Annotated in this window: 24 protein-coding genes; 13 read left to right on the top strand and 11 right to left on the bottom strand. The window is 65.6% G+C overall.

Annotation, left to right across the window (positions count from 1 at the left end):
• Positions 1-396: 396 nt before the first annotated feature.
• Both dapF and mtaB read left to right on the top strand, forming a co-directional pair.
• Positions 397-1272 carry a diaminopimelate epimerase gene (dapF, locus tag CVM73_RS34125; RefSeq protein WP_100236162.1) on the top strand — a complete coding sequence of 292 codons (876 nt, stop codon included), beginning with the start codon at positions 397-399 and terminating at the stop codon, positions 1270-1272.
• Positions 1272-2525: a tRNA (N(6)-L-threonylcarbamoyladenosine(37)-C(2))-methylthiotransferase MtaB gene (gene mtaB, locus CVM73_RS34120; protein ID WP_100236161.1), complete on the top strand. Its 1254-nt coding sequence runs from the start codon at positions 1272-1274 to the stop codon at positions 2523-2525. Before dapF ends, mtaB begins: the two co-directional genes overlap by 1 nt.
• A gap of 145 nt (positions 2526-2670) precedes the next feature.
• Here mtaB and CVM73_RS34115 read toward each other — a convergent pair whose 3' ends face one another.
• A complete protein-coding gene (locus tag CVM73_RS34115) occupies positions 2671-3780 on the bottom strand; it encodes a DUF2336 domain-containing protein (protein WP_100236160.1) in 1110 nt (369 codons plus the stop codon).
• A 278-nt stretch (positions 3781-4058) separates the two neighbouring features.
• On the bottom strand, positions 4059-4760 hold the full coding sequence (locus CVM73_RS34105) for an RluA family pseudouridine synthase (RefSeq protein WP_167407222.1): 702 nt from the start codon (positions 4758-4760) through the stop codon (positions 4059-4061).
• Between the two features lie 44 nt (positions 4761-4804).
• On the opposite strand from CVM73_RS34105, the gene ftsY reads away from it, so the two are divergent.
• Both ftsY and CVM73_RS34095 read left to right on the top strand, forming a co-directional pair.
• Positions 4805-5749, top strand: a complete 945-nt coding sequence (gene ftsY / locus CVM73_RS34100; protein WP_100236158.1) for a signal recognition particle-docking protein FtsY — start codon at positions 4805-4807, stop codon at positions 5747-5749.
• A 122-nt stretch (positions 5750-5871) separates the two neighbouring features.
• Positions 5872-6474: a septation protein A gene (locus CVM73_RS34095; protein WP_100236157.1), complete on the top strand. Its 603-nt coding sequence runs from the start codon at positions 5872-5874 to the stop codon at positions 6472-6474.
• A 156-nt stretch (positions 6475-6630) separates the two neighbouring features.
• Here CVM73_RS34095 and CVM73_RS34090 read toward each other — a convergent pair whose 3' ends face one another.
• From CVM73_RS34090 to ccmA, 5 genes are all read right to left on the bottom strand, one after another.
• Complete coding sequence (locus tag CVM73_RS34090) at positions 6631-7224, bottom strand: DsbE family thiol:disulfide interchange protein (protein WP_100236156.1); 594 nt, start codon at positions 7222-7224, stop codon at positions 6631-6633.
• Positions 7221-7406 carry a heme exporter protein CcmD gene (ccmD, locus tag CVM73_RS34085; RefSeq protein ID WP_100236155.1) on the bottom strand — a complete coding sequence of 62 codons (186 nt, stop codon included), beginning with the start codon at positions 7404-7406 and terminating at the stop codon, positions 7221-7223. Before ccmD ends, CVM73_RS34090 begins: the two co-directional genes overlap by 4 nt.
• Positions 7403-8188: a heme ABC transporter permease gene (locus CVM73_RS34080; protein WP_100236154.1), complete on the bottom strand. Its 786-nt coding sequence runs from the start codon at positions 8186-8188 to the stop codon at positions 7403-7405. The genes ccmD and CVM73_RS34080 overlap by 4 nt, the downstream gene beginning before the upstream one ends.
• Positions 8189-8280: 92 nt before the next feature.
• Positions 8281-8949, bottom strand: a complete 669-nt coding sequence (ccmB, locus tag CVM73_RS34075; RefSeq protein ID WP_100236153.1) for a heme exporter protein CcmB — start codon at positions 8947-8949, stop codon at positions 8281-8283.
• Between the two features lie 370 nt (positions 8950-9319).
• A complete protein-coding gene (gene ccmA / locus CVM73_RS34070; RefSeq protein ID WP_100236152.1) occupies positions 9320-9922 on the bottom strand; it encodes a heme ABC exporter ATP-binding protein CcmA in 603 nt (200 codons plus the stop codon).
• Between the two features lie 241 nt (positions 9923-10163).
• Here ccmA and acnA point away from each other — a divergent pair, with 241 nt between their 5' ends.
• The 3 genes from acnA to CVM73_RS34055 all read left to right on the top strand — a co-directional run bounded on the left by acnA (position 10164) and on the right by CVM73_RS34055 (position 14851).
• Positions 10164-12884 (top strand): aconitate hydratase AcnA, encoded by a 2721-nt coding sequence (gene acnA / locus CVM73_RS34065; protein ID WP_100236151.1) that lies wholly within the window; start codon positions 10164-10166, stop codon positions 12882-12884.
• A gap of 232 nt (positions 12885-13116) precedes the next feature.
• The gene (locus CVM73_RS34060; RefSeq protein ID WP_100236150.1) at positions 13117-13893 is read left to right on the top strand and encodes a DUF1223 domain-containing protein; all 777 of its coding nucleotides are present in this window, start codon (positions 13117-13119) and stop codon (positions 13891-13893) included.
• A gap of 586 nt (positions 13894-14479) precedes the next feature.
• The gene (locus tag CVM73_RS34055; RefSeq protein ID WP_100236149.1) at positions 14480-14851 is read left to right on the top strand and encodes a DUF2794 domain-containing protein; all 372 of its coding nucleotides are present in this window, start codon (positions 14480-14482) and stop codon (positions 14849-14851) included.
• Positions 14852-14941: 90 nt separating this feature from the next.
• On the opposite strand, the gene CVM73_RS34050 is transcribed toward CVM73_RS34055, so the two are convergent.
• The 4 genes from CVM73_RS34050 to CVM73_RS34035 form a co-directional block, all read right to left on the bottom strand.
• Complete coding sequence (locus tag CVM73_RS34050; protein ID WP_100236163.1) at positions 14942-15472, bottom strand: GNAT family N-acetyltransferase; 531 nt, start codon at positions 15470-15472, stop codon at positions 14942-14944.
• 294 nt (positions 15473-15766) lie between these two features.
• A complete protein-coding gene (locus CVM73_RS34045) occupies positions 15767-16558 on the bottom strand; it encodes a Bax inhibitor-1/YccA family protein (protein ID WP_100236148.1) in 792 nt (263 codons plus the stop codon).
• Between the two features lie 270 nt (positions 16559-16828).
• The gene (locus CVM73_RS34040; protein WP_100236147.1) at positions 16829-19399 is read right to left on the bottom strand and encodes an ABC transporter permease; all 2571 of its coding nucleotides are present in this window, start codon (positions 19397-19399) and stop codon (positions 16829-16831) included.
• Positions 19396-20112: an ABC transporter ATP-binding protein gene (locus CVM73_RS34035; RefSeq protein WP_100236146.1), complete on the bottom strand. Its 717-nt coding sequence runs from the start codon at positions 20110-20112 to the stop codon at positions 19396-19398. The genes CVM73_RS34040 and CVM73_RS34035 overlap by 4 nt, the downstream gene beginning before the upstream one ends.
• Before the next feature lie 55 nt (positions 20113-20167).
• Here CVM73_RS34035 and CVM73_RS34030 point away from each other — a divergent pair, with 55 nt between their 5' ends.
• The 6 genes from CVM73_RS34030 (at position 20168) to CVM73_RS34005 (ending at position 26043) form a co-directional block, all read left to right on the top strand.
• A complete protein-coding gene (locus CVM73_RS34030) occupies positions 20168-20803 on the top strand; it encodes an arylesterase (protein ID WP_167407223.1) in 636 nt (211 codons plus the stop codon).
• A gap of 174 nt (positions 20804-20977) precedes the next feature.
• Positions 20978-21514 (top strand): RNA 2',3'-cyclic phosphodiesterase, encoded by a 537-nt coding sequence (thpR, locus tag CVM73_RS34025; protein WP_100236144.1) that lies wholly within the window; start codon positions 20978-20980, stop codon positions 21512-21514.
• A gap of 220 nt (positions 21515-21734) precedes the next feature.
• Positions 21735-22922, top strand: coding sequence for a cell division protein ZapE (zapE, locus tag CVM73_RS34020; RefSeq protein WP_100236143.1), 1188 nt, complete (start codon positions 21735-21737; stop codon positions 22920-22922).
• 249 nt (positions 22923-23171) lie between these two features.
• Entirely contained in the window at positions 23172-24140 is a 969-nt protein-coding gene (mdh, locus tag CVM73_RS34015) for a malate dehydrogenase (protein WP_100236142.1), read from the top strand.
• Positions 24141-24362: 222 nt separating this feature from the next.
• Entirely contained in the window at positions 24363-25559 is a 1197-nt protein-coding gene (gene sucC / locus CVM73_RS34010) for an ADP-forming succinate--CoA ligase subunit beta (protein WP_100236141.1), read from the top strand.
• 4 nt (positions 25560-25563) lie between these two features.
• A complete protein-coding gene (locus tag CVM73_RS34005; RefSeq protein WP_100236140.1) occupies positions 25564-26043 on the top strand; it encodes a DUF1579 family protein in 480 nt (159 codons plus the stop codon).
• Positions 26044-26051: the final 8 nt, after the last annotated feature.

The following is a 26051-nucleotide window of genomic DNA, read 5'->3' as shown; positions in this document are numbered from 1 at the left end:
ACGCACTCGCGGCCGGGGAGGGCGAGGCCGATGGGGCCGGCGAAGGGCTTGCGGAGGCGGCCGGCGCCGGGCTCGGCGTTTGCGCAAGAGCGCCGGACAGGCCAAGCGACAAGGCCGCTGCCGGGATCAGCGCGGCCAGAGCGAGACGGCGAAAACTGGTCATTCTATTCTCCCCAAGGCCCTGCTTCGTCAGGGCCTTAATTCATCAAGACCTTACCCACCAAGGCCTTAACCCGGCCGCGCGTCCCGGTTCGCGCGAACCGCGTCGTTCTAACACGCGAGCGCCGAATTCGTCCCATGACAGATGCGTCATGGCCGATGTCCAGACGCGGTGGCAAATCGCTGGCCAAGCGGCCAAGGATCGCCATATAAGGCAGGCGAAATTCGGGAATTTTCATGAGCGCGCTGGCCAACCACGCATTTGCCAAGATGAATGGCATCGGCAACGAGATCGTCGTTGTCGACATGCGCGATTCCGCTGGGCCGGTCACGCCCGACGACGCCCGTGCCGTGGCGTCCGCGCGAGGCGGCGTGGCTTACGATCAGCTCATGGTGCTGCAGAAGCCGCGGCTCGACGGTACCGAGGCCTACATCAGCATCTACAACAATGACGGCTCGGAGGCCGGTGCCTGCGGCAACGGCATGCGCTGTGTGGTCCGCCGCATCTTCGAGAAGACCGGGCAGACCACGGCGACCTTCGAGACCGCCGCCGGCCTGCTCAATGCCTGGCAGGGTCCAGCGCCGGATCTCTACACCGTCGACATGGGCGCGCCAAAATTCGGCTGGCAGGACATTCCGCTGGCGGAAGAGTTTCGCGACACCCGCTACATCGAATTGCAGATCGGGCCGATCGACAATCCGATCCTGCATTCGCCCTCCGTCGTGAGCATGGGCAATCCGCATGCGGTGTTCTGGGTCGAGGACGTCAACGCCTATGATCTCGGCCGCTTCGGTCCGCTGCTGGAAAATCATCCGATCTTCCCCGAGCGCGCCAACATCACGCTCGCCCACATCGTCGATCGCGAGCACATCACGATCCGCACCTGGGAGCGCGGCGCAGGCTTGACCAGGGCGTGCGGTTCGGCCGCCTGTGCCACGGCCGTCGCCGCCGCGCGGCTGAAGCGTGCCGAGCGCAAGGTCGAGATCACATTGCCCGGCGGCAAGCTCGGCATCGAATGGCGCGAGCGCGACGATCACGTGCTGATGACGGGCACCGCGACCTTCGAATATGAGGGCCATTTCGATCCGGCGCTGTTCGCGCCGGTCGCCTGATGGCTGTCGACATCGTCACCTTCGGCTGCCGCCTCAATGCCTTCGAGGCCGAGGTGATCCGCAGCAAAGCGGAGGGCGCGGGGCTTTCCGACACCATCGTCATCAACAGCTGTGCCGTCACCAACGAGGCGGTGGCGCAGGCGCGCCAGTCGATCCGCAGGCTGAAGCGCGAGCGCCCCGAGGCGCGCATCGTCGTCACCGGCTGCGCCGCGCAGACGCAAGCCGCGATGTTTGCCGACATGGCCGAGGTGGATCGCGTCGTCGGCAATGACGACAAGATGCACAGCGAAGCGTGGCGCGACACGCGCGATGCGTTCGACATCGGCACGACCGAAAAGATCGCCGTCAGCGACATCATGTCGGTGAAGGAGATGGCACCGCATCTCGTCGACGGCTATGCGAGCGGCCTGCCGCGCGTGTTCGTGCAGGTGCAGAACGGCTGCGACCATCGCTGCACCTTCTGCGTCATTCCCTATGGCCGCGGCAACTCACGCTCGGTGCCGATGGGCGCGGTGGTCGATCAGGTGCGGGCGCTGGTCGAGCGCGGCCATGCCGAGATCGTGCTGACCGGCGTCGATCTCACCAGCTATGGCGCGGACCTGCCCGGCGCGCCGAAGCTCGGCATGTTGACCAGGCAGATCCTGCGGCACGTTCCGGAGCTGAAGCGCCTGCGCATCTCCTCGATCGATTCGATCGAGGCGGATGACGATCTGCTCGATGCCATCGCCGACGATTCGCGGTTGATGCCGCATCTGCATCTGTCGCTGCAGTCGGGCGACGACATGATCCTGAAGCGCATGAAACGGCGGCATTCGCGCAATGACGCCATCGCGTTCTGCGACCAGGTCCGCCGCCTGCGCCCAGACATCGCCTTCGGCGCCGACATCATCGCGGGCTTCCCGACCGAGACCGAGGAGATGTTTTCGCGTTCGCTCGACCTCGTCGAAGAATGCGGCCTGACGTTCCTGCACGTCTTCCCCTATTCGCCGCGCCCCGGCACGCCGGCCGCGCGGATGCCGCAGGTGGCAGGCGGTGTGATCAAGGCGCGCGCGAAACGACTGCGGGCGGCGGGTGAAGCGGCGTTACGCCAGCGGCTGCAGGCCGAAGTCGGCGCAACGCGCGAGGTGCTGATCGAGAGCGACGGGCAGGGCCGCACGGAGCATTATCTGCCGGTGGCGATCACGGGCGAGCGGGTGGGAAGCGTGGTGCCGCTTAAGATTGCTGCCAGTGATGGCGAGCGTCTCACCACATAGTCGGTGTCGTCGCCCGGCTTGACCGGGCGACCCAGTACGCCGCGGCTTCTCGATCCATCTCTGGCGTCTCTGGAATACTGGATCACCCGCCTTCGCGGGTGATGACGGCGGAGTGTGGGGCGCGAAGCGAGCCCCGGACGTCCGCCTACAACGCCCGCACCTGCCAGAACCGCAGCGTGCGCCTTGCGTTCTCCGCCGTCATTCTCGAAAAATGCCCCTGCGCCCTGGCGATGTCCGCCGGTTTCATCGCACCTGTCGCGAAGCGGCTTTCGAGCACGGCCACCGTGGTCTCCCAGCTCAGCTGCGCGGCCTTGCACGGCACCAGCAGGCCGTCTTCGCGCAGACTCTGCATCAGCGGGCGAATCACCTCGACCGTCGACCCCGATAACGCCGCCAGGGCCGCGACCGTCTCCTCATAGCGCCGCTGTCTGGCGAAGCCGAACAGCGTCGTCTCATCGAGCCGGCCGCTCGCCTTGAGATTCGCAATCGCGCGCTTGGCACCTTCGAAATCGCGGGCGCCGGACATCTCGCGCTCGACGCCGACGGTGACGGCGGCGATCGCGCTCTGGATTTCCTCGAACAGGTGCGGCGGGGCGCGCGACAGCAGTCGGGTGCGCACGGCGTCCGTCGCCGAGCGCAGCAATTGGCGGCGCAGATCCGACGGCAAATCGACGCGAACGCCGACGCTGACCGCGAGCTCCGGATCGCTTTCGGCCTGCCCGACGATGATGGCAAATCCGCCTCCGGAGACGCGCGCGCCGGGATTTGCGGCGAGCCGTCGGCTGACGCTGGGATAGCGACGCGCCAGCAGCGCGTCGGTGACGATCTCCTTCAGCCACCAGCGGCCGGCGACCGCGAGCAGATGCGGCTCGCTTTTGCTGGAGGCGATCTTCACCAGCTCGCCATCGTCGAGGCGCGCGGATTCCTGCAGCACGGGGCCGGCGATGCGGATCTCGTCATTGTTGGCGAGGCGGCGGATCACGGACGGCGGCGCCTGCGCGACCGGCGCCAGCTGCGCGCTGATCTCGGCGAGCGTGACGCGTGCGCCGATGTCGGCGATCGCGCGCAGCTCGATGGTGCCGATCAGGCGCTCGAGCACGTCGTCGAACAGCGCGATCTGCTCGTCGTCGAAATTGCCGGCGGAAGACAGGAACAGCTCGGTGACGCGCCGGGCCGTCGCCAGGCCCTTTTCCGGCGAGCCGATCCGAAGTGCGGATTCGACCTCGTCGATGATCGATAGCCCGGCCTTGGTCATCACGCGCGGCTCGTCCTGAGCGGTTACGGGAGCTTGTTCTAAGCAACCGTTAGCATTAGAGGCGAGCGCTGAAGGTTTGGTAAACCATGGGGCGGCGGTGCTCAGATCAGGTTTGACTGCCGCCGCGAAGGCGGTGGGCTCCCTCTCCCGCGTGCCGGAGAGGGTTGGGGAGAGGGTTCTCTCCTCAACGGGACACTCTCCAAGAGGCCAAAGCCCTCACCCGCGCCTTCGGCGCGACCTCTCCCGCAAGCGGGAGAGGTGCACCGAACTCGCGGCACCTACTCCCCGTTCCAGCCGCAGGCCCTGAGCTTCTCATGCATATGCGGCGGGGCCGGCGCCACCACGCGGACCGGCTCCTTGTTCCGGGAGATCGGCACCACGATCTCGCGGGAATGCAGGTGCAGCTTCGGCTCGCCGAAGCGGGGGCCGTTGCCGTAAATGTTATCGCCGAAGATCGGCCAGCCGCTCGCGGACGAATGCACCCGCAATTGATGGGTCCGGCCGGTGACCGGTTCCATGGCGAGCCAGGTGAAACCGTCGCCCCGGCCCAGCACCTTCCAATTGGTGATGGCCTTCTGCCCATCCGGGTCCGGCTTCTGCCACCAGCCGCGTTCGGCGTTAAGCCGGCCGAGCGGCATGTCGATGGTGCCTTCGTCCTCAGTGGGGCCGCCCTCGACCACGGTCCAGTAGGTCTTGCCGATCTTGCCGTGCTTGAACAGCAGGCCCAGCGATGCTGTCGCTTTGCGATGGCGGCCGAGCACGAGGCACCCTGAGGTGTCCTTGTCCAGCCGGTGGGCCAGCACCGGCGGCCGCGGCAGGCCGAAGCGGAGCGCGTCGAAGCAGGCTTCCAGGTTCGGCCCGCCCTTGGGGCCGCGATGCACCGGCAGGCCGGCGGGCTTGTCGATGATGAGCATCAGCCCGTCGCGATGGAGCACGCGGCCTAAGATTTCCTCAGCGGTCAATTCGGGAACATCGAGCAATTGCAAGACTTTCGTTTAATCGCCGGAACGGCTAACACGCCACCATGAACGATACCACCTCCGACACCCCCAAGCTGAGCTGGTGGCGCCGCCTGTCCAACGGGCTCAAGCGCACCTCGTCCTCGCTCGGGACCGCGGTCGCCGACCTCGTCACCAAGCGCAAGCTCGACCGCGCCATGCTCGACGACATCGAGGACGTGCTCTTGCGCGCCGACCTCGGCACCCAGGTCGCGGTGCGCATTGCCGACGCCGTCGGCGCTGGCCGCTACGACAAGGCGATCTCGGCCGACGAGGTCAAGGACGTGGTCGCGACCGAGGTCGAGAAGGTGCTGTCGCCGGTGGCGAAGCCGCTCGAGATCGATGCGGGCAAGCAGCCGTTCGTCATCCTCGTGGTCGGCGTCAACGGTTCCGGCAAGACCACCACCATCGGAAAACTGTCGCAGAAATTCGCGTCCGAAGGCCGCAAGGTGATGCTGGCCGCCGGCGACACGTTTCGCGCAGCAGCGATCGAGCAGCTCAAGGTCTGGGGGGAGCGGACGAAGACGCCCGTCATATCAGGCGCGCAAGGCTCGGATTCGGCGAGCCTCGCTTTCAGCGCGCTCACGGCGGCGAAAGAGCAGAACATCGACGTGCTGCTGATCGACACCGCGGGCCGCCTGCAGAACAAGGCCGAGCTGATGAACGAGCTCGAAAAGGTCGTGCGCGTGATCCGCAAGGTGGATGCCACCGCGCCGCATGCGGTGCTGCTAGTGCTCGATGCCACCGTCGGCCAGAACGCGCTGTCGCAGGTCGAAGCCTTCCATCGCACCGCCGGTGTCACCGGCCTCGTGATGACCAAGCTCGACGGCACCGCGCGCGGCGGCATCCTGGTGGCGCTCGCGGAGAAGTTCAAACTGCCGGTGCATTTCATCGGCGTCGGCGAAGGCGTCGACGATCTCGCGCCGTTCACCGCGCGCGATTTCGCCCGCGCCATCGCCGGAATCGAATAGCATCATCCTTCGAGACGCCGCTTGCGCGGCTCCTCAGGATGAGGTCGTGCCACACAAGAGGTCCTCATCCTGAGGAGACCGCGAAGCGGTCGTCTCGAAGGATGGGAGAGACGGAAGAGAGAATGGACAAGACCCAGCCGCATCCGTTGTTCAAGCTGGCGACCGAGCTCGGTCCGCTGCTCGTGTTCTTCTTCGTCAACGCGAAGTTCAATTTGTTCGCCGCCACCGGCGCGTTCATGGTCGCGATCGTCGTGGCGATGGCCGCCTCCTATGTGGTGACGCGCCATATCCCGATCATGGCGGTCGTGACGGGCGTGATCGTGCTGGTGTTCGGCACGCTGACGCTGGTGCTGCACGACGAGACCTTCATCAAGGTCAAGCCGACCATCATCTACGGCCTGTTCGCCGCGATCCTCGGCGGCGGCCTGTTGTTCGGCCGCTCCTTCATCGCTGTGATGTTCGACCAGGTGTTCAACCTGACGCCGCAGGGCTGGCGCATCCTCACGCTGCGCTGGGCACTGTTCTTCGCCGGCATGGCGGTGCTGAACGAGATCATCTGGCGCACCCAGAGCACGGATTTCTGGGTGAACTTCAAGGTGTTCGGCGTCACCCCGATCACCATGATCTTCGCCATCGCCCAGATGCCGCTGACCAAGCGCTATGGGATCGCGCCGGCGTCGCTGGAAGCGAGCGAGGCGGATGCGGGGGACGTCAGGAAGGGGTAGGGCGAAGCGTCGCTCCACATACCGCTGTCATGCCCCGGCTTGACCGGGGCATCCAGTACGCCGCGGCTTCTCCGTATACGTCTGACGTCTCTGGAATACTGGGATCGCCCGATCAAGTCGGGCGATGACAGTTGAGTGTGCGGTACGAGCGCGGCGTCAGCTTCCCGCCTTCAGCGCCTTCTCCATCTGCGGCATCAACACCGTCCGCAGATTATCCGGCGTGATCGGGCCGACCAGCTTGTAGACGATGGTGCCCTCGCGACCGACGACGAACGTCTCCGGCACGCCGTAGACGCCCCATTCGATCGAGGCGCGGCCGTTGGCGTCGACGCCGACCCGGCTGAACGGGTTGCCGTAGCGCCCGAGGAAGCGTCGCGCGTTGTCGGCGGCGTCCTTGTAATTGATGCCGACGAGCTGGAAGCGCTTGTCCTTGGCGAGCTCGGTCAGCAGCGGCGCTTCGTCATGACACGGCACGCACCAGGACGCCCAGACGGTGACCAGGCTGACCTTGCCCTTGAACGCGGCGGGATCGAGCCCCGGCACCTGGGTGCCGTTGCCCTGCAAGCCCTCGAGTGGCGGCAGCGGCGTCTGCGGCGCCGGCCGCCCGATCAGCGCCGAAGGAATCCGCGAGGGATCGCCGCTGCCGAGCCGGAACCAGAACAGCAGCGCAAGACCGAGGAAGGCGATCAGCGGCAGAGCCATCAGGAAGGTGCGCCGCTGCGGCGGAGCGGAGCCCGACTGATCGCTCATGACGCGTCCACCGCGCTACGGCCCGAGCGGCGGGTGACGCCGCTACGGGCGAGCTCGCGCAGGCGCCGGGCCTGGTTGCGATAATCGAGCACGATCCAGCCGATCAGGATCACGACGACGAGCGCCGCAGCCGCATAGGAGGTCACGATGAAGGACGCGTAGGGACCGAGCGACATGATCACGCCGCCCCTTTCGACGCGTTTTCTTGCCGCGAGCCGGCCCCCAACTCGCTCGAAAACGCGACCCGGCTCGCCTGCATCATCTGCAGCGAGCGGACACGGCGGCGCAGGATCTCGTTGCGCATTGCCGCCAGATGCAGCGTGACGAACAGCAGCGTGAAGGCGATCGCCATCACCAGCAGCGGAACGAGGAAGGATTTGTCGAGCGCCGAGCCGCCCATGCGCATGACCGAGGCCGGCTGGTGCAGCGTGTTCCACCAGTCGACCGAGAACTTGATGATGGGCAGGTTGAGCGCGCCGACCAGGGTCAGCACCGCCGCGGCGCGCGCCGCGCGCGAGGGATCGTCGACCGCGCGCCACAGCGCCATCAGGCCGAGATACATCAGGAACAGGATCAGCACCGAGGTCAGCCGCGCGTCCCATTCCCAATAGGTGCCCCACATCGGCCGGCCCCACAGCGAGCCTGTCAGCAGCGCGAGGAAGGTGAAGGCGGCGCCGATCGGCGCTGCCGCTTTCGCCGCGACGTCGGCGAGCGGATGCCGCCACACCAGCGTGCCCAATGAGGCGATGCTCATCACGCCCCACACGAACATCGACAGCCAGGCATTGGGCACGTGGATGAACATGATCTTGACGGTCGCGCCCTGCTGGTAGTCGTCCGGCGCGTAGGCGGCTTGATAAAGGCCGATGGTGAGCAGGATGACGGTCGCGGCCGCGAGCCACGGCAACACCCGCGCTGTCAGCGCGAGGAACCGCGTGGGGTTGGCGAGGTCGATCAGCGTCATGGGTATTTTGATAATCACCGGGGGCCGCTCAGGCAATCAGCACGAAAGTCCGCAGCGAAAGTTGATCGGGGTCAAGGCCAGTCGAGTCCATCTCAATCGAGACCATGGCGCAGGCTCGCCGCCGCCGCGAATGGGCCGATCACGAGGCTGACCAGCGACAGCGCGCAGAGGATCGAGAACGGCGCGCCGAAGGTCATCGGGCCGACGATCACCGCCTGCGAGGCCGCAACCCCGAAAATCAGCACCGGAATCGACAGCGGCAGCACCAGCACGGCCATCAGCAGCCCGCCGCGATGCAGCGTCACCGCCAGTGCCGCGCCGATCATGCCGGTGAAGGTCAGGGCCGGCGTGCCCGCCAGCAGCGTCAGCGCCACCGCAGCCGTGGCGACCATGTCGAGGTTGAGCAAGAGGCCGAGCACGGGGGTTGCGACAATCAGCGGCAGGCCGGCGGCCAGCCAATGCGCCAGCGCCTTGGCGGCGCAGGCGAGTTCCAGCGGGGTCCGGCTCATCGTGATCAGGTCGAGCGAGCCGTCCTCATGGTCGGCCATGAACAGGCGGTCCAGGGTCAGCAGGCTCGCCAGGAGCGCGCCGAGCCAGAGGATCGCCGGTCCCAGCCGCGACAGCAGCGCCAGATCCGGCCCGATCGCGAACGGCATCAGGACGACGACGGTTAGGAAGAACAGCACCCCGATCAGGGCCCCGCCGCCAACGCGGAGCGCGATCCTGACGTCCCGGCGGACGAGGGCGGAGAGGGCGGTCATGGGGTGCTCCCAGCGTGCCCCAAGGGCGGTGCGCTCCCTCCCCCGCTTGCGGGCAGGGCGACCGCATATGGCGTGCGCGATGCGGCGGCATCGGCACTGGGCTCCCTCCCCCGCTTGCGGGGGAGGGTTGGGGAGAGGGTGCCTCCGCGTTGGGGTTGTTGAGAATTTGCCGAGAATATCCCTGCGCGGCGAGAGCCCTCACCCGCCGCGCTCTGCGAGCGCGTCGGCCTCTCCCGCAAGCGGGAGAGGCGGAGCAAGCCCGCGGACAGTCCCCGTGAAAGCATATGCGATAGCCCTGCGCTTGCGAGGAGGGGGGAGGGAACGGAGACAGCCGTGCCCAGCCACTTGGAAAGCTGAGGGTCCGTCAGAATCACGCCATCCCCCCGATCCGCAGCTCCCGCGCCTCGATCCCCAGCGGGGCGTGGGTCGCCGCGATGATCATGCCGCCGTGGGTCAGATGCTCGCGCATCAGGCCGCCGAACATGTCCTGGCCGGCCACATCCAGCGCCGTGGTCGGCTCGTCCAAGAGCCAGACCGGGCGGCGCACGGTCAGCAGCCGGGCCAGCGAGAGCCTGCGGCGCTGGCCCGCGGAGAGGAAGGCTGCGGGCAGATGGGTGGCATGGTCGAGCCCGACCTTGGCGAGGCTCTCAGTCGACTCAAAGCGCTCGCCGCCGAGAAAATCAGCCCAAAACGCCAGATTTTCGGCCACGCTCAGCGCCGGCTTCAGGGCATCGCGATGGCCGAGATAGTGGCATTGCTCCGGCAGCGTCAGCTCGCCATCGCCCCCGCCCAGCGCGATCGTCCCGCCGGCGGGAACCAGCAGGCCCGCGATCAGCCGCAGCAGCGAAGTCTTGCCCGATCCGTTGCGACCCATCACCGCCAGGGCTTCGCCCGAGCCGGCCGCGAAATCGAGGCCGGCGAACACCTCGCGGCCGCCCCGCACGCATCTGAGCCCGTGACCTGCCAGCCGCATCTCGCCTCGTTTCAACCCGCTCAAAGCCAGGCCTCAGGAAATCTTGGGGTAGCGCATGGGAATTTTTGGCTCGGCGATTGCTGCGGCACGATTGTGGCTGTGGCGGCGCGGTTAGAAAGCTTCTATAAGCCCGGAACTACTTGATGCAGCAACTCAACCTGCCCCTGCAAGCGGCCCCAGCCTGATACGCTACGGTGTTAAAATACCCTGCCGGGTATAACTAACAATTGGGATCTCCTACATGACCTCGCTCGACAGCTTCAAATGCAAAAAGACCCTCAAGGTCGGCGCCAAGACCTATGTCTATTACAGCCTGCCTACAGCCGAGAAGAATGGTCTGAAGGGAATTTCGAAACTTCCCTATTCGATGAAGGTCCTGCTCGAGAACCTGCTGCGCAACGAGGACGGCCGCTCGGTCAAGAAGGAAGACATCGTCGCGGTCTCGAAATGGCTGCGCAAGAAGTCGCTGGAGCATGAGATCGCCTTCCGCCCGGCGCGCGTCCTGATGCAGGATTTCACCGGCGTGCCGGCGGTCGTCGACCTCGCCGCGATGCGCAACGCGATGCAGAAGCTCGGCGGCGATGCTGAGAAGATCAATCCGCTGGTGCCGGTCGACCTCGTTATCGACCACTCCGTGATCGTGAACTTCTTCGGCGACAACAAGGCCTTCGGCAAGAACGTCACCGAGGAATACAAGCAGAACCAGGAGCGCTACGAGTTCCTGAAGTGGGGCCAGAAGGCGTTCTCGAACTTCTCCGTGGTGCCGCCCGGCACCGGCATCTGCCACCAGGTCAATCTCGAATATCTGGCCCAGACCGTCTGGACCAGGAAGGAGAAGATGACGGTCGGCAAGAAGACCGGCACCTTCGAGGTCGCCTATCCGGATTCGCTCGTCGGCACCGATTCCCACACCACCATGGTCAACGGTCTCGCCGTGCGCGGCTGGGGCGTCGGCGGCATCGAGGCGGAAGCCTGCATGCTCGGCCAGCCGCTGTCGATGCTGCTGCCCAACGTCGTCGGCTTCAAGCTGAAGGGCGCGATGAAGGAAGGCGTCACCGCGACCGATCTCGTGCTGACCGTGACGCAGATGCTGCGCAAGCTCGGCGTGGTCGGCAAGTTCGTCGAGTTCTTCGGCCCCGGCCTCGACAATCTCTCCGTCGCCGACAAGGCGACCATCGCCAACATGGCGCCCGAATATGGCGCGACCTGCGGCTTCTTCCCGGTCGATGCCGCCGCGCTCGATTATCTCAAGACCTCCGGCCGCGCTTCGGCGCGCGTCGCGCTGGTGCAGGCTTATGCCAAGGCACAAGGCCTGTTCCGGACCGCCAAGTCGCCCGACCCGGTGTTCACGGAGACGCTGACCCTCGACCTCGCCGACGTCGTGCCCTCGATGGCCGGCCCGAAGCGGCCCGAGGGCCGCATCGCGCTGCCGTCGGTCGCCGAAGGTTTCTCGGTTGCACTCAGCAACGAGTACAAGAAGGCCGAGGAGCCGACCAAGCGCTTCGCCGTCGAAGGCAAGGACTTCGAGATCGGCCATGGCGACGTCGTTATCGCCGCCATCACCTCCTGCACCAACACCTCAAATCCGAGCGTGCTGATCGGCGCAGGCCTGCTCGCGCGCAACGCGGCTGCGAAGGGCCTCAAGGCCAAGCCTTGGGTGAAGACCTCGCTTGCCCCGGGCAGCCAGGTGGTCGCGGGCTATCTCGCCGATTCCGGTCTGCAGAAGGATCTCGACAAGGTCGGCTTCAACCTCGTCGGCTTCGGCTGCACCACCTGCATCGGCAATTCCGGTCCGCTGCCGGAGGAGATCTCGAAGTCGATCAACGACAACGGCATCGTCGCCGCCGCCGTGCTCTCCGGTAACCGCAACTTCGAAGGGCGCGTCTCGCCGGACGTGCAGGCGAACTATCTGGCCTCGCCGCCGCTGGTCGTTGCGCACGCGCTCGCCGGCAGCGTCACCAAGAACCTCGCCACCGAGCCGCTCGGCGAGGGCAAGGACGGCAAGCCGGTGTATCTGAAGGACATCTGGCCGACGGCCAAGGAGATCAACGCCTTCATGAAGAAGTTCGTGACCGCGTCGATCTTCAAGAAGAAGTATGCCGACGTGTTCAAGGGCGACACCAACTGGCGCAAGATCAAGACGGTCGAGAGCGAGACCTATCGCTGGAACATGTCTTCGACCTATGTGCAGAACCCGCCTTACTTCGACGGCATGAAGAAGGAGCCGGAGCCGGTCACCGACATCGTCGAGGCGCGCATCCTCGCTATGTTCGGCGACAAGATCACCACCGACCACATCTCGCCGGCCGGTTCGATCAAGCTCACCTCGCCCGCGGGCAAGTATCTCAGCGAGCACCAGGTGCGTCCCGCCGACTTCAATCAGTACGGCACGCGCCGCGGCAACCATGAAGTCATGATGCGCGGCACCTTCGCCAACATCCGCATCAAGAATTTCATGCTGAAGGGCGCGGATGGAAACATCCCCGAGGGCGGTCTGACCAAGCACTGGCCCGACGGCGAGCAGATGTCGATCTACGACGCCGCGATGAAGTACCAGGAAGAGAAGGTGCCGCTGGTGGTGTTCGCCGGCGCCGAATACGGCAACGGCTCCTCGCGCGACTGGGCCGCCAAGGGCACGCGTCTGCTCGGCGTGCGTGCCGTGATCTGCCAGAGCTTCGAGCGCATCCACCGCTCCAACCTGGTCGGCATGGGCGTGCTGCCGCTGACCTTCGAGGAAGGCACCTCCTGGCAGTCGCTGGGACTGAAGGGCGACGAGAAGGTCACGCTGCGCGGCCTCGTCGGCGACCTCAAGCCGCGCCAGAAGCTGACCGCGGAGATCGTCTCCGGCGACGGTTCGCTGCAGCGCGTTTCGCTGCTTTGCCGCATCGATACGCTGGACGAGCTCGATTACTACCGTAACGGCGGTATTCTGCACTACGTGCTGCGCAAGCTCGCCGCGTAAGCGCGGATTTGTGAACGATGGCTCACTGCGAAGTGAGTAGAAGCCCAAATGAAGGCGGCCTATCAAAGGCCGCCTTCACGCGTTTGCGGTACGCTTCGGATGGGCCCGCCCGGCGGAAAACCTCCCCTGGACGGTTGCCTGGACGGACGAATGTGCCGCGCCCCGTAAGACTACGGTGACCATCAGGCGATAAGATTTCCCTTCTCACGAGCAATGGTGTGCGGCGTTCGACATGACAACAATGACGGCTACTTATCCGATTTCGCGCTGGTCTGGTGCCCTCTGGTCGGGAGCTCTCGGCATCTGTGCGATCATCGCCGTCATCCGCCCCGCCGAGGCTGATCCCCGCGCCGTCGTCGAATTGTTTACTTCGCAGGGCTGCTCGTCCTGTCCACCGGCCGACCAGATCATCGGCGATCTCTCCAAAGATCCCTCGGTCATCGCGCTGAGCATGCCGATCGACTATTGGGACTATCTCGGCTGGAAAGACACGCTGGCCGATTCGCGCTTCTCTGCACGGCAGCGTGCCTATTCGCGCATGCGCGGCGACCGCGAAGTTTATACACCGCAGGTGGTCGTCAACGGCTCCACCCATGTCATCGGCAGCGACCGCGCCGGCATCGAGAGTGCAATCGGCAAGACCGACAGGGGCACCGGCGTGATGAGCGTGCCGGTGACGATGTCGCTCTCGGGCAAGCAGATCAGCGTCTCGGTGGCCGCAAGCAAGGAGCCCGCGGTCTCGCACGGCGAAGTCTGGATCTGCTCGATCGCCAAGTCGGTGCCGATCGCGATCACCCGCGGCGAGAATCGCGGACAGCAGGTCACCTATCACAACGTGGTACGCAACCTGCTCAAGGTCGGCGACTGGACCGGTCGTCCGGAAAGCTGGACGGTGCCGATCGAGAACCTCACGCGCGACGGCGTCGACGGCGCGGTGGTCTATGTCCAGGACGGCAGCCGCGAGAAGCCGGGCCCGATGCTGGGCGCGGCGTACACGTCGCTGCATTGATTTCGATTCTCTAACATCGCACTCAGCCTCACCCCTCATGGTGAGGAGCGCGCTCTTGCGCGCGTCTCGAACCATGAAAGGCCCCGCTGATGCAGCCCGGGCCTCGATCCTTCGAGACGCCGCGCGAAGGGCGCGGCCCTCAGGATGAGGGGAGGGAGCCCTCGCGCGGATGTTCGGAGAGAGGGGCCTCGCGCCGGAAACATCCCGACACAAACAAAAAAGGACCAACTTGCGTTGGCCCTCCTTGCCGTGCGCACAGACCCGATCCTGTTCGACCCCGGGGGGCTGGGGGCTGAGGAATCCGGAATCGAAAGGACCGGGTCAACGCACGTCATTCTTTTCGCAATGCAGGGCGGCAGGCGGTTGGCGGAAAAGCGGCGAGACTAAGATTCTTGAGCACGATCCCGTGACGGTTTGCCGCGACAGAGTTCCACCATTGCGTGTGCCCTGACTCGCAGCCGATTCGATCGGTTGAACCCCTTGCGGTGCGGAACGGTTGGCGCGATCATGGAATTGTCATGAACGCGGTTCCGGGGACGGTCTTCGCGGACGCGGGTCATTACCGTGCGATGAGGAGGCGCTTCCCATGAGCCTGATGTCGGAGGATGCCGATCCGAGCGAGCAGCGCGCGGCGGCGCGCACCGCCGCTGCGAATGCGCAGCCGAACCGGGTGACGTTCAACCGGCTCGAGCTGCACCGTATTCTCAATCTCTATGGCCGCATGGTCGCCGACGGCGAATGGCGCGACTACGCCATCGACTTTCTGAAGGACCGCGCCGTGTTCTCGGTCTATCGCCGCGCCTCGGAAGTGCCGATCTATCGCATCGAGAAGGACCCACGGCTGGCGCGCAAGCAGGGCATGTACAGCGTGATTTCGGCGACGGGCTTGATCCTGCGCCGCGGCCACGAGCTCGAGCGGGTGCTGCTGGTGATCGATCGCAAGCTGGCGGTGGTGTGAGGCTTTCGTAGCCCGGATGAGCGAAGCGACATCCGGGACTTCCCTCGCAGCGTTCCCGGGTATCGCTGCGCTCACCCGGGCTACAACACGCTATTTCCCCGGCATGCTCCTCGCCCCCTCGCCGAGGTCGCGCTGCATCATCACCGTATCCAGCCAGCGGCCGAATTTCAGCCCGACATTGGGATGCGTGCCGATCATCTTGAAGCCGCACCGGGTGTGCACGCCGATCGATCCGGCATTGGCGGAATCGCCGATCACGGCGATCATCTGGCGGAAGCCGCGCGCCTCGCATTCGGTGATCAGACGCTCCAGCAGCCGCGAGCCGACACCGCGGCGGTGGAAAGAGGGATCGAGATAGATCGAGTTCTCCACCGTGAAGCGGTAGGCCGGGCGCGGGCGGTAGGCGCCGGCATAGGCATAGCCGGCCACGCGCCCGTCCAGCATGGCGACGAAATAGGGATAGCCGCCGTCGACCAGCGCGCGATAGCGGCGCGTCATCTCGGCAAGGTCAGGCGGATCCAGCTCGAACGTCGCGGTGCCCTCGCGGACGGCCTGCTGATAGATGGCGGTGATGGCGGGAAGGTCGGCCTCGGTGGTGGGCCTGATTTCAGGTGCGGACATGGCGGGAAGGATAGAGGCTTCGTGCGGGCGCTGGAAGGGGCTCGGCGCATCCACACCCGTCATTGCGAGCGCAGCAGCTATCCTCTCCGCTGTCATGCCCCGCGCAGGCGGGGCATCCAGTACGCCGCAGCCTCTCGATTCAATCACAGGCGCCACGGAGTACTGGATCGCCCGCCCCAGTGCGCAATTGCGCACAAGGCGGGCGATGACACCGAGCATGTGACGGCACCCCACCCCAAACAAAAACCCCGGCCTTTCGGCCGGGGTTCGTGTCCGTTCACTCTGGTCCGGCGCTTAGTCGCGCTGGCCGAGGAGCTGCAGCAGCAGCGTGAACAGGTTGATGAAGTTCAGGTACAGCGACAGGGCGCCGGTGATGGCCGCACGCTCTGCGATGTCACCGCCGGCCGAGGCGTAGCCGTAGATGTAGTCGTTCTTCAGCCGCTGGGTATCCCAGGCGGTGAGGCCCGCGAACACCAGCACGCCGATCACCGACACGATGAACTGCAGCATCGAGCTGGCCAGGAACAGGTTCACCAGGCTCGCGATGATGATGCCGATCAGGCCCATGAACAGGAACGAGCCCATCCCGGTCAGGTCACGCTTGGTGGTGTAGCCGTAAAGGCTGAGCGCACCGAAGGTCGCCGCGGTGATGAAGAACACCCGCACGATCGAGGTGTGCGTGAACACCAGGAAGATCGACGACAGCGAGATGCCCATCAGCGCCGAGAACACCCAGAACAGGATCTGGGCGGTCGAGGGGGCGAGACGGTTGATGCCCGCCGAGATCACGAACACCATCGCGAGCGGCGCGAGCATGAACAGCCACTTCAGCGGGCTGACGAACATGGCGTAGCCGAACGGCGTCAGGAACAGCTTGCCGACGCGGACGGCGTCCGCCGTCGGAACGTCGGTCACGGCGGCCATGTAGACGCCGAGCGCGGCAAGGCCGGTGATGGCCAGGCCAACGCTCATGTAGTTGTAGATGCGCAGCATGTAAGCGCGCAGGCCGGCATCGACCGTCGCGGCGTCAACGCGCCCGGCGGCCCTGCCGAAAGGAGAAGCGTAGTTACGGTCTAGGTCCGACATGGTCGAATTCCCGTTGGTTGGTCCGGTCCGGCATGAGGGTCGCCATGCCGCCGGTTCGTCAAATTCTATCTCGGATACCGCTGCCGGCCGACTAAATTTTGGCTAACAATCGGGTCTCCGAACCCATTCGATATGTGGGAAACTAACACATTCGCTGCAACCGTCCACGCGCGGCCGAATGTCGCCCTTGGCTGCAATCCTGACGAGCGGACGTGGTTAATCGCAGGAATCGTGCGATTTCGCTCCCGCGCGGCTGGCCGCTACCATTTGTCACAAATTCCGCAACACCGTGGCGGGCTTTTTGTTCAACGCCAGGAGCGTGCCGGCGAGCCCGAGCCCGACGGTGACGACCAGGGCGGCCGCGACCACGCCGGCCGCGCTGCCGGCCTGCCAGACGAAGCTCAGCGTCATCAGCCGCGTCACGATCATCCAGGCCGCGATGCTGCCGGCGATCACGCCGAACACCGCGGTGGCGAGCCCGATCAGGAGGTATTCGAGGGCATAGGCGCCGAGCAGCCGCAGTCGCGTCGCGCCCAGCGTCTTCAGGATCACCGCATCATAGACCCGGTGACGGTGGCCGGCGGCGAGCGCGCCGCCCAGCACCAGGATCGCCGAGATCAGGGTCACGGCGCTGGCGCCGCGGATCGCCAGCGCCAGATTGGTCACCACCGAGCCGACCGTCTCCATCACCTCGCGCACGCGCACGCTCGTCACCATCGGATAGGCGTCGGCGACCTCCTTGATGATCTTGCCGTCGCCTGCCGCATTTCCGCCCGTCTCCGTCAGCGTCGCGATATGGGTGTGCGGCGCGCCCTTGAAGGCGTTGGGCGAGAAGACGAGGACGAAATTGATGCCGAGCCCCTGCCAGTCGATGTTGCGCAAATTGCTGATCTTCGCCGGGATGTCGCGGCCGAGCACGTTGACCACCACCTCGTCCCCGAGCTTGAGGCCTAAACCGTCGGCGATCTTCTTCTCCATCGAGACCAGCGGCGGGCCGGAATAGTCCGCGCTCCACCACTCGCCCTCGACCACCTTGGAACCCTTCGGCAGCTCGCCGGTATAGGTCAGGCCGCGGTCGCTCTGCAGCACCCATTCGGAATCCGTGGTCGGCTTGAGCTCCTCGGCACGCACCCCGCGCGCGGCCACGATGCGCCCGCGCAGCATCGGCACGTCCTCGATCCTTGCGCTTGGGGCGATCTGGCGCAGATAGCCATCGAACTGCTCGGCCTGCGTGCTCGGGATGTCGATGAAGAAAAAGGATGGCGCCCGATCGGGGAGAGCCGCGAGGAACTGCCGGCGCAGATTGCCGTCGATCTGGGTGATGGTGACGAGCACGGCGAGCCCGAGGCCGAGCGACAGCACGACGGACGGCGTCAGCGCGCCTGGCCGGTGGATGTTGGCGATCGCAAGCCGCAGCATCGGCAGCCGGGTCCGCGGCAGCCGTCGCGCGATGGCCATCAGCAGGGCGGCGATGCCGCGCAGCAAGGCGAACACGACGACGGAGGAGGCCACGAACACCGCGGCGATGCGCTTGTCGAACGACAGACCGATCACGACCGCGATGAGCAGCGCGATCACCACGCCCATGAATACGAGATAGCTCGCGCGCGGGCGGTGCCATTCGGAGCTGATGGTGTCGCGGAACAGCGCGGCCACCGGCACGTCGTGCACGCGGCCGAGCGGCCACAGGCCGAAGGCGAGCGCAGTGAGCAGGCCATAGACGAAGGACAGTGCGAGCTCGTCGGCGTGCACGGCCGGTACCACCGGCAGCGGCAAGAGCTTGCCGAACAGGCCGACGATGGCGAAGGGCATGGCGGCGCCGAGCATAAGACCGATCACCGAGCCGATGCCCGCGAGCAGGATGACCTGCGCGAGATAGATGCCGAAGACGTCGCGCCCGGTGGCGCCGACGGCCTTGAGGGCCGCGATCACCTCGAGCCGGCGGTCGATATGGCTCTTCACGGCATTGGCGACGCCGACGCCGCCGACCAGAAGCGCGGCAAGGCCGACCAGGGTCAGGAACTGGGTGAAGCGGTTGATGTTGCGCTCGAGCTGCGGCGAGGCGTTGGAGCGGCTGCGGATCTCCCAGCCGGCCTGCGGCGCAGCGTTGCGCGCGTCCGAGATGAAGGCTTCGGTCGCGCGCTCGTTGTTCGCGGCTTCGGGCAGCTTGACCCGGTAGACCCAGCGCACCAGGCTGCCGGGCTGGATCAGGCCGGTGGCGCGCAAGGCCGCCTCGCTGATCAGGAAGCGCGGCCCGAATCCGATGCCGCCGGCGAGCTTGTCGGGCTCGGCTTCGACAGTGGAGCGGATCTGGAACGTTGCGGACCCGATCGTGACGCGGTCGCCGGTCTTGAGAGAAAGCCGCGCCAGCAGCGTCGGATCGGCGGCGGCGCCGAACGCGCCGTCATGCTCGGCGAGCAGATCGGCCATCGGCAGCTGTGGCGCCAGCGTCAGCTGTCCCAGCATCGGATAGGTGTCGTCGACCGCCTTCATCTCGACCAGTGCCAGCTTGCCATCCGTCGTGCGCGCCATGCCGCGCAAGGTCGCCGCGGTCGAGAGCGTGCCGCGCGAGCGCAGGAACGCGACCTCTTCCGGCCTGGCCTCGCGCTGGAACAGCACGAAAGAGACGTCGCCGCCGAGCAGCGTGCGGCCTTCGCGGGCAAGACCATCGCTCAGGCTTGCGGAGACCGAGCCGACGCCGGCAATCGCCATCACGCCGAGCGCGATGCAGGCGATGAAGACATAGAAGCCGCGCAGGCCCCCGCGTAATTCGCGCAGCGCATAGCGCAGCGACAGCGCGACGCCGCCCGGCTTCGCGAACGATTCGACCAAAGCGCTCATGCCGGTGCGGACTGCGTGTCGATGCGCCCGGAGCGCAGGCGGATGACGCGATCGCAGCGATGCGCGAGCGAGGAATCGTGCGTCACCAGCACCAGGGTCATGCCGCGCTCGGCGTGCTTGCTGAACAGGAGATCGACGATCTGCTTTCCGGTTGTCTCGTCGAGATTGCCAGTGGGCTCGTCGGCGACGAGGATCGCGGGATCGGGCGCCAGCGCGCGCGCGAGCGCCACGCGCTGCTGCTCGCCGCCGGAGAGCTGGGTCGGATAGTGATGCAGGCGGTCGCCGAGCCCGACCGATTGCAGCTCCTGCGCCGCGCGCCTCGCGGCATCCGGATTGCCGGCAAGCTCGAGCGGCACCGCGACGTTCTCCAGCGCCGTCATGGTCGGGATCAGATGGAAGGACTGGAAGACGATGCCGACCTGGCGGCCGCGAAAGCGCGCGAGTGCGTCCTCGTCGAGGGCATTGAAAGCCGTGCCTGAAACCACCACCTCCCCGCTATCAGGACGCTCCAGCCCCGCCATCACCATCAGCAGCGTGGATTTGCCCGAGCCTGACGGGCCGATCAGGCCGATCGTCTCGCCCGAGGCGACGCGCAGGCTGATGTCCTTGAGGATGTGAACGCGTGCCGCGCCCGTGCCCAATGAGAGATTGACGTTGGAGATGGCGATGGTGTCCATCGCGGTCGTGGCGAGCGAAGAGGAATAGGTGTCCATGGTCCGGTCATATGGCAACTCCGATAGCGCGGTCGAGAGGCGTTACGGATTGTTCATGCACATAGCCGTGTTGATGCTCGCCTTGATGACAATTGCGCCCCCCGCTCGGGCGGGCGCGACACAGCCGGTCAGGCTTGTCGTTCTCGGCGATTCCTTGAGCGCCGGTCTCGGCCTCCCAGCCCAGGAGGCGTTCCCCCAGAAGCTTCAAAAAGCCTTGCAGACCAAAGGTATAACGGTCGACATGACCAATGCCGGGGTGTCCGGCGACACCACCTCCGGCGGCCGCGACCGGCTCGACTGGTCGGTGCCCGATGGAACCGATGGCGTGATCGTCGAGCTCGGCGCCAACGACGCGCTGCGTGGCATCGATCCCGATTTGACGCGCGCTGCGCTGACCGACATCATCCAGCGGCTCAAGGCGCGCAAGATCGCGGTGATGCTGTGCGGCATGCTGGCGCCGCCGAATTACGGCGACGACTATGCCGCGCGCTTCAATTCGATTTATCCGGATCTGGCGAAACGGTTCGACGTGCCGCTCTATCCGTTCTTCCTCGATGGCGTCGCGGCCGACGCCAAGCTCAACCAGGCCGACGGCATTCATCCGACTGCGGCCGGCGTCGACATCATCGTCGGCAGCATCATGCCCACGGTGGAGGCATTCCTTGGCACGATCGCTGGGCAGCGGCGTTGAAAAGCAGGCAGCGCTCAGCGTAATTCCCAAGGTTTTGCCGGGGTGAGGCGCGGCATGCTTCGCAGAGTCACACAACTGCGATAGGAATCAGGGTACCGGTGATTCGTCGCCGGCTCTAATTTGGATATGGTCCTTAGCTCGAGGGCTGTACCCAAGCATCGGGAGTGCGAAACGATGCCGCGTTTGTTCACGGGTCTGGAAATTCCGGCCGAGATCGGCCAGTCGCTTTCCAACTTGAGGGGTGGCCTCCCCGGCGCCCGCTGGATCGATCCCGAAAATTATCACGTCACCTTGCGCTTCATCGGCGACATCGACGGCGCTTCCGCCAACGAGATCGCCTCGATGCTGTTTCGCGTCGACCGCAAGCCGTTCGAGGTGAAGGTGCAGGGGCTGACGAGTTTTGGCGGCCGCAAACCGCGAGCAGTCGTTGCGACGATCGCGCCGAGCAAGCCGCTGATGGAGCTTCAGGCCGAGCTCGAACGTATGATGCAGCGGATCGGCCTCGATCCGGAGGGACGCAAGTACATTCCGCATGTCACGCTGGCCCGGCTGCACGACGCCTCCGATCGCGACGTCGCCGACTATCTCTCGCTGCGCGGCTACTTCCCGAGCAAGGCCTTCATGGCCGAACGCTTCGTGCTGTTCTCGTCGCGTGCCTCGACTGGCGGCGGGCCGTATGTGGTCGAGGACGCCTACGAGCTGTGTGAGTGAGCTCTTCTTTACCTCTCCCCGCTTGCGGGGAGAGGTCGAATTCGATCGCAGATCGAATTCGGGTGAGGGGGTACAGGTCTCTCGACCATCTCGCGTGTGGAGAGAGGCCCCTCACCCCAGCCCTCTCCCCGTAAGAACGGGGCGAGGGAGAAGAAAGCGCATAGCGCCCCGCACCAATTGACGGCTTGCAATTTCCGCCGGTCTCTGGCGGTAAAGGGCCATGCTCTCCATCCCCAGTTCCCCCTTCAGCGAAGCCTACCAGGCCGAGATCGCGTCCGGCGCGATCGAGCCCGATGCCGCGCAGGCCGAGGTCGCCGAGGTCTATGCGGCGCTCGACCAGCGGCTCGCCACCTACAAGCCGCAGCGCAAGCAGGGCCTGCTCAGCCGCCTGTTCAGCAGCAATGACAAGGACGATGCGCCGCGCGGGCTCTACATCCATGGCGAGGTCGGCCGCGGCAAGACCATGCTGATGGATCTGTTCTTCCAGCAGGCCTCGGTCGAGCACAAGCGCCGTGCGCATTTCCACGAGTTCATGGCGGATGTGCACGAGCGCATCTACGACTATCGCCAGGGCATCGCGCGCGGCGAGATCGCCGACGGTGACGTCATCGCGCTGACGGCGAACGCGATCTTCGAGGAGAGCTGGCTGCTCTGCTTCGACGAATTCCACGTCACCGACATCGCCGATGCGATGATCCTGGGACGCCTGTTCGCGAAACTGTTCGAGCTCGGCACCGTCGTGGTCGCGACCTCCAACGTCGCGCCCGACGATCTCTACAAGGGCGGCTTGAACCGCTCGCTGTTCCTGCCCTTCATCAAGCAGATCACCGGCCACATGGACGTCGCGCGGCTCGATGCGCGCACCGACTTCCGTCTGGAGAAGCTGCAGGGCGTGCCGATGTGGCTGACGCCGGCCGATGGCGATGCGGACGCCGCGCTCGACCGCGCCTGGAAGCGGATGTCGGGCGGCGCCACATGCAGGTCGCGCGATATCTCGATCAAGGGCCGCATCCTGCACGTGCCGTGCTCGGCCCATGGCGTGGCGCGGTTCTCGTTCGCCGATCTCTGCGAGAAGCCGTTAGGTGCATCCGACTACCTCAGGCTGGCGCACGACTATCACACCATCCTGGTCGACCATATTCCAGTGATGGATTTCTCCCAGCGCAACGCGGCCAAGCGCTTCATCACGCTGATCGACGCGCTCTATGACAACGCCGTGAAGCTGATGGCCTCGGCCGATGCCAACCCGATCTCGCTCTACCTCGCCGACGAGGGCAACGAGGCCAACGAGTTCAAGCGGACCGCGTCACGCCTGATCGAGATGAGCTCGGAGTCCTATTTGGCGCTGGCCCACGGCCGCAAGGATTCCACCGCCAGCGGCTCGACCAAGGGCCTGGTAGAGACTTAAGTCCTATTTGCCAGCGCTGTCATTGCGGGGCGCGCGTCAGCGCGAACCCGGAATCTCGCGCGACAATTTCGAGATTCCGGGTTCGTCCGCGCAATGGCGCGGGCGCCCCGGAATGACGGTGTAGGGTTCGCTGGCCGGAATCGCGCCAAGCCCGACAATTGGGCATCCACCGACTTGAACGGGGGAGACGAAAGGGATAACCACCCGTCTCAGTTTTCCCCTCCTTACGTGTCTAAAGGACAGGTTCACATGGCGCGCGACAAGATTGCTTTGATTGGCTCCGGTCAGATCGGCGGAACGCTGGCTCACCTCATCGGCCTGAAAGAACTGGGCGACGTCGTGATGTTCGACATCGCCGAGGGCGTGCCGCAGGGCAAGGCGCTCGACATCGCGCAGTCCTCGCCGGTCGACGGTTTTGATGCGCACTACACCGGCGCGAACTCCTACGAGGCGCTCGAGAACGCAAAAGTCTGCATCGTCACCGCCGGCGTGCCGCGCAAGCCCGGCATGAGCCGCGATGATCTTCTCTCCATCAACCTCAAGGTCATGGAGCAGGTCGGCGCCGGCATCAAGAAGTACGCCCCCGACGCCTTCGTCATCTGCATCACCAACCCGCTCGACGCGATGGTCTGGGCTCTGCAGAAGGCATCTGGCCTGCCGCACAAGAAGGTCGTCGGCATGGCCGGCGTGCTGGATTCCGCGCGCTTCCGCTACTTCCTGGCCGACGAGTTCAACGTCTCGGTCGAGGACGTCACCGCCTTCGTGCTCGGCGGCCATGGCGATACCATGGTGCCGCTGGTGAAGTACTCCACCGTCGCCGGCATCCCGCTGCCCGACCTCGTCAAGATGGGCTGGACCTCGCAGGCGCGTCTCGACGAGATCGTCGACCGCACCCGCAACGGCGGCGCCGAGATCGTCAACCTGCTCAAGACCGGCTCGGCCTTCTACGCCCCGGCCGCCTCCGCAATCGCGATGGCCGAGAGCTATCTGAGGGACAAGAAGCGCGTGCTGCCCTGCGCCGCCTATCTCAACGGCGAGTACAGCGTGAAGGACATGTATGTCGGCGTGCCCGTCGTGATCGGCTCCAAGGGCGTCGAGCGCGTCGTCGAGATCGAGCTCGCCGGCAAGGACCGCGAGGCCTTCGACAAGTCGGTCGGCGCCGTGCAGGGCCTGGTCGACGCCTGCAAGAAGATCGCCCCCGATCTTCTCGGCCGCTAAGGCGCAGACAATCCCCCGCCGAAGATCGAAAACCGGTCTTCGGCGGTTTCACTTCCGGGAGCCGCTGCAGCACTTGAAAGGCTGGGCGGGTTCCGGGTTCGGCAGTCCAGAGATCTCGAAGTCAAAGAATCCGGGTTGCAGTTCCTGTGGTATATGGTATGCCAGCCACAAGACTGAGGTGGGCCCATGGGGTCACCGCCCGCGGGTTCAGGGAGCGACCATATGAATATCCATGAATATCAGGCCAAAGCGCTGCTTGGTGAGTTCGGCGTCCCGATCTCCAAGGGCGTGCCGGTCCTTAAAGCGACCGACGCGGAAGCTGCCGCCAAGGCGCTGCCCGGTCCGGTCTATGTGGTGAAGAGCCAGATCCATGCCGGCGGCCGTGGCAAGGGCAAGTTCAAGGAAGCCTCGGCCGGCGACAAGGGCGGCGTCCGCATCGCCAAATCGGCCGCCGAGGTCTCCGAGTTCGCCAAGCAGATGCTGGGCGCAACGCTGGTGACCGTGCAGACCGGCCCCGCCGGCAAGCAGGTCAACCGCCTCTACATCGAGGACGGCTCCGACATCGACAAGGAGTTCTATCTCTCCATCCTGGTCGACCGCGAGACCTCGCGCGTCTCCTTCGTCGTCTCGACCGAAGGCGGCGTCAACATCGAGGACGTCGCGCACAACACGCCCGAGAAGATCGTCACCTTCTCGGTCGATCCCGCCACCGGCGTCATGGGCCATCACGGCCGCACCGTTGCGAAGGCGCTGAACCTCTCGGGCGACCTCGCCAAGCAGGCCGAGAAGCTCACCGCGCAGCTCTACGCGGCCTTCGTCGCCAAGGACATGTCGATGCTGGAGATCAACCCGCTGGTCGTGACCAAGCAGGGCCAGCTCCGCGTGCTCGACGCCAAGGTGTCGTTCGACGACAACGCGCTGTTCCGTCACCCCGAGGTGCTCGCGCTGCGCGACGAGACCGAGGAAGACGCCAAGGAGATCGAGGCGTCCAAGTACGACCTCAACTACGTCACCCTCGACGGCAACATCGGCTGCATGGTCAACGGCGCCGGTCTCGCCATGGCGACGATGGACATCATCAAGCTCTACGGCATGTCGCCCGCCAACTTCCTCGACGTCGGCGGCAGCGCCAGCAAGGAGAAGGTCGCCGCCGCCTTCAAGATCATCACCGCCGACCCCAACGTGAAGGGCATCCTGGTCAACATCTTCGGCGGCATCATGAAGTGCGACGTGATCGCCGAGGGCGTCACGGCGGCGGTGCGTGAAGTCGGCCTCAGCGTGCCGCTGGTGGTCCGCCTCGAAGGCACCAATGTCGAGCTCGGCAAGAAGATCATCCGTGAATCCGGACTGAACGTGGTGCCGGCCGACAACCTCGACGACGCCGCGCAGAAGATCGTGAAGGCCGTCAAGGGAGGCTAAGGCCATGGCCCAGGACCATCTCGCCGCATCATCTCCGCTTGCAGAGCATACGCGCCTCGCCGCGTTCGCCGGCGAATGGAATGGCGAGGAGATGGTCTTCCCGTCGCGCTGGACCGAAGGCGGGCCGGCCACGTCGCACGTCGTCGCGCGCATGGACCTGAATGGATTTTATCTGATTCAGGACGCGGTGCAGATGCGCGACGGCAAGCAGGTCTTCGCGACCCACGGCATCTTCACCTACGACCGTGACGACCGGACCTACAAATTATTCTGGTACGACTCGCTCGGCTACACGCCGCCCTCGCCCGCCTCCGGCGGGTGGGTCGGCAAGACCCTGACGCTGGTGCGCGGCTCGCTCCGCGGCAATGCGCGCCACGTCTACGAGATCATCAATGAGGATTCCTACTCGTTGAAGATCCAGTTCTCGCCGGACGCGGAAGGCTGGTCCGATGTCCTCACCGGCGTCTACCGCCGCATCCACTGACCCTCTCA

Origin of the sequence: Bradyrhizobium forestalis (assembly GCF_002795245.1) — a bacterium.
Classification (GTDB): Bacteria; Pseudomonadota; Alphaproteobacteria; order Rhizobiales; family Xanthobacteraceae; genus Bradyrhizobium; species Bradyrhizobium forestalis.
Note: the sequence above shows the minus strand (reverse complement) of the source record. Positions and strands in the feature narration are given on the sequence as shown.

What these genes read in the sequence shown, in the direction of transcription:
- dapF (WP_100236162.1), top strand. Translation starts at nt 397, where the DNA reads ATGAGCGCGCTGGCCAACCACGCATTTGCCAAGATGAATGGCATCGGC.
- mtaB (WP_100236161.1), top strand. Translation starts at nt 1,272, where the DNA reads ATGGCTGTCGACATCGTCACCTTCGGCTGCCGCCTCAATGCCTTCGAG.
- CVM73_RS34115 (WP_100236160.1), bottom strand. Translation starts at nt 3,780, where the DNA reads ATGACCAAGGCCGGGCTATCGATCATCGACGAGGTCGAATCCGCACTT.
- ftsY (WP_100236158.1), top strand. Translation starts at nt 4,805, where the DNA reads ATGAACGATACCACCTCCGACACCCCCAAGCTGAGCTGGTGGCGCCGC.
- CVM73_RS34095 (WP_100236157.1), top strand. Translation starts at nt 5,872, where the DNA reads ATGGACAAGACCCAGCCGCATCCGTTGTTCAAGCTGGCGACCGAGCTC.
- CVM73_RS34090 (WP_100236156.1), bottom strand. Translation starts at nt 7,224, where the DNA reads ATGAGCGATCAGTCGGGCTCCGCTCCGCCGCAGCGGCGCACCTTCCTG.
- CVM73_RS34080 (WP_100236154.1), bottom strand. Translation starts at nt 8,188, where the DNA reads ATGACGCTGATCGACCTCGCCAACCCCACGCGGTTCCTCGCGCTGACA.
- ccmB (WP_100236153.1), bottom strand. Translation starts at nt 8,949, where the DNA reads ATGACCGCCCTCTCCGCCCTCGTCCGCCGGGACGTCAGGATCGCGCTC.
- ccmA (WP_100236152.1), bottom strand. Translation starts at nt 9,922, where the DNA reads ATGCGGCTGGCAGGTCACGGGCTCAGATGCGTGCGGGGCGGCCGCGAG.
- acnA (WP_100236151.1), top strand. Translation starts at nt 10,164, where the DNA reads ATGACCTCGCTCGACAGCTTCAAATGCAAAAAGACCCTCAAGGTCGGC.
- CVM73_RS34060 (WP_100236150.1), top strand. Translation starts at nt 13,117, where the DNA reads ATGACAACAATGACGGCTACTTATCCGATTTCGCGCTGGTCTGGTGCC.
- CVM73_RS34055 (WP_100236149.1), top strand. Translation starts at nt 14,480, where the DNA reads ATGAGCCTGATGTCGGAGGATGCCGATCCGAGCGAGCAGCGCGCGGCG.
- CVM73_RS34050 (WP_100236163.1), bottom strand. Translation starts at nt 15,472, where the DNA reads ATGTCCGCACCTGAAATCAGGCCCACCACCGAGGCCGACCTTCCCGCC.
- CVM73_RS34045 (WP_100236148.1), bottom strand. Translation starts at nt 16,558, where the DNA reads ATGTCGGACCTAGACCGTAACTACGCTTCTCCTTTCGGCAGGGCCGCC.
- CVM73_RS34040 (WP_100236147.1), bottom strand. Translation starts at nt 19,399, where the DNA reads ATGAGCGCTTTGGTCGAATCGTTCGCGAAGCCGGGCGGCGTCGCGCTG.
- CVM73_RS34035 (WP_100236146.1), bottom strand. Translation starts at nt 20,112, where the DNA reads ATGGACACCTATTCCTCTTCGCTCGCCACGACCGCGATGGACACCATC.
- CVM73_RS34030 (WP_167407223.1), top strand. Translation starts at nt 20,168, where the DNA reads ATGCACATAGCCGTGTTGATGCTCGCCTTGATGACAATTGCGCCCCCC.
- thpR (WP_100236144.1), top strand. Translation starts at nt 20,978, where the DNA reads ATGCCGCGTTTGTTCACGGGTCTGGAAATTCCGGCCGAGATCGGCCAG.
- zapE (WP_100236143.1), top strand. Translation starts at nt 21,735, where the DNA reads ATGCTCTCCATCCCCAGTTCCCCCTTCAGCGAAGCCTACCAGGCCGAG.
- mdh (WP_100236142.1), top strand. Translation starts at nt 23,172, where the DNA reads ATGGCGCGCGACAAGATTGCTTTGATTGGCTCCGGTCAGATCGGCGGA.
- sucC (WP_100236141.1), top strand. Translation starts at nt 24,363, where the DNA reads ATGAATATCCATGAATATCAGGCCAAAGCGCTGCTTGGTGAGTTCGGC.
- CVM73_RS34005 (WP_100236140.1), top strand. Translation starts at nt 25,564, where the DNA reads ATGGCCCAGGACCATCTCGCCGCATCATCTCCGCTTGCAGAGCATACG.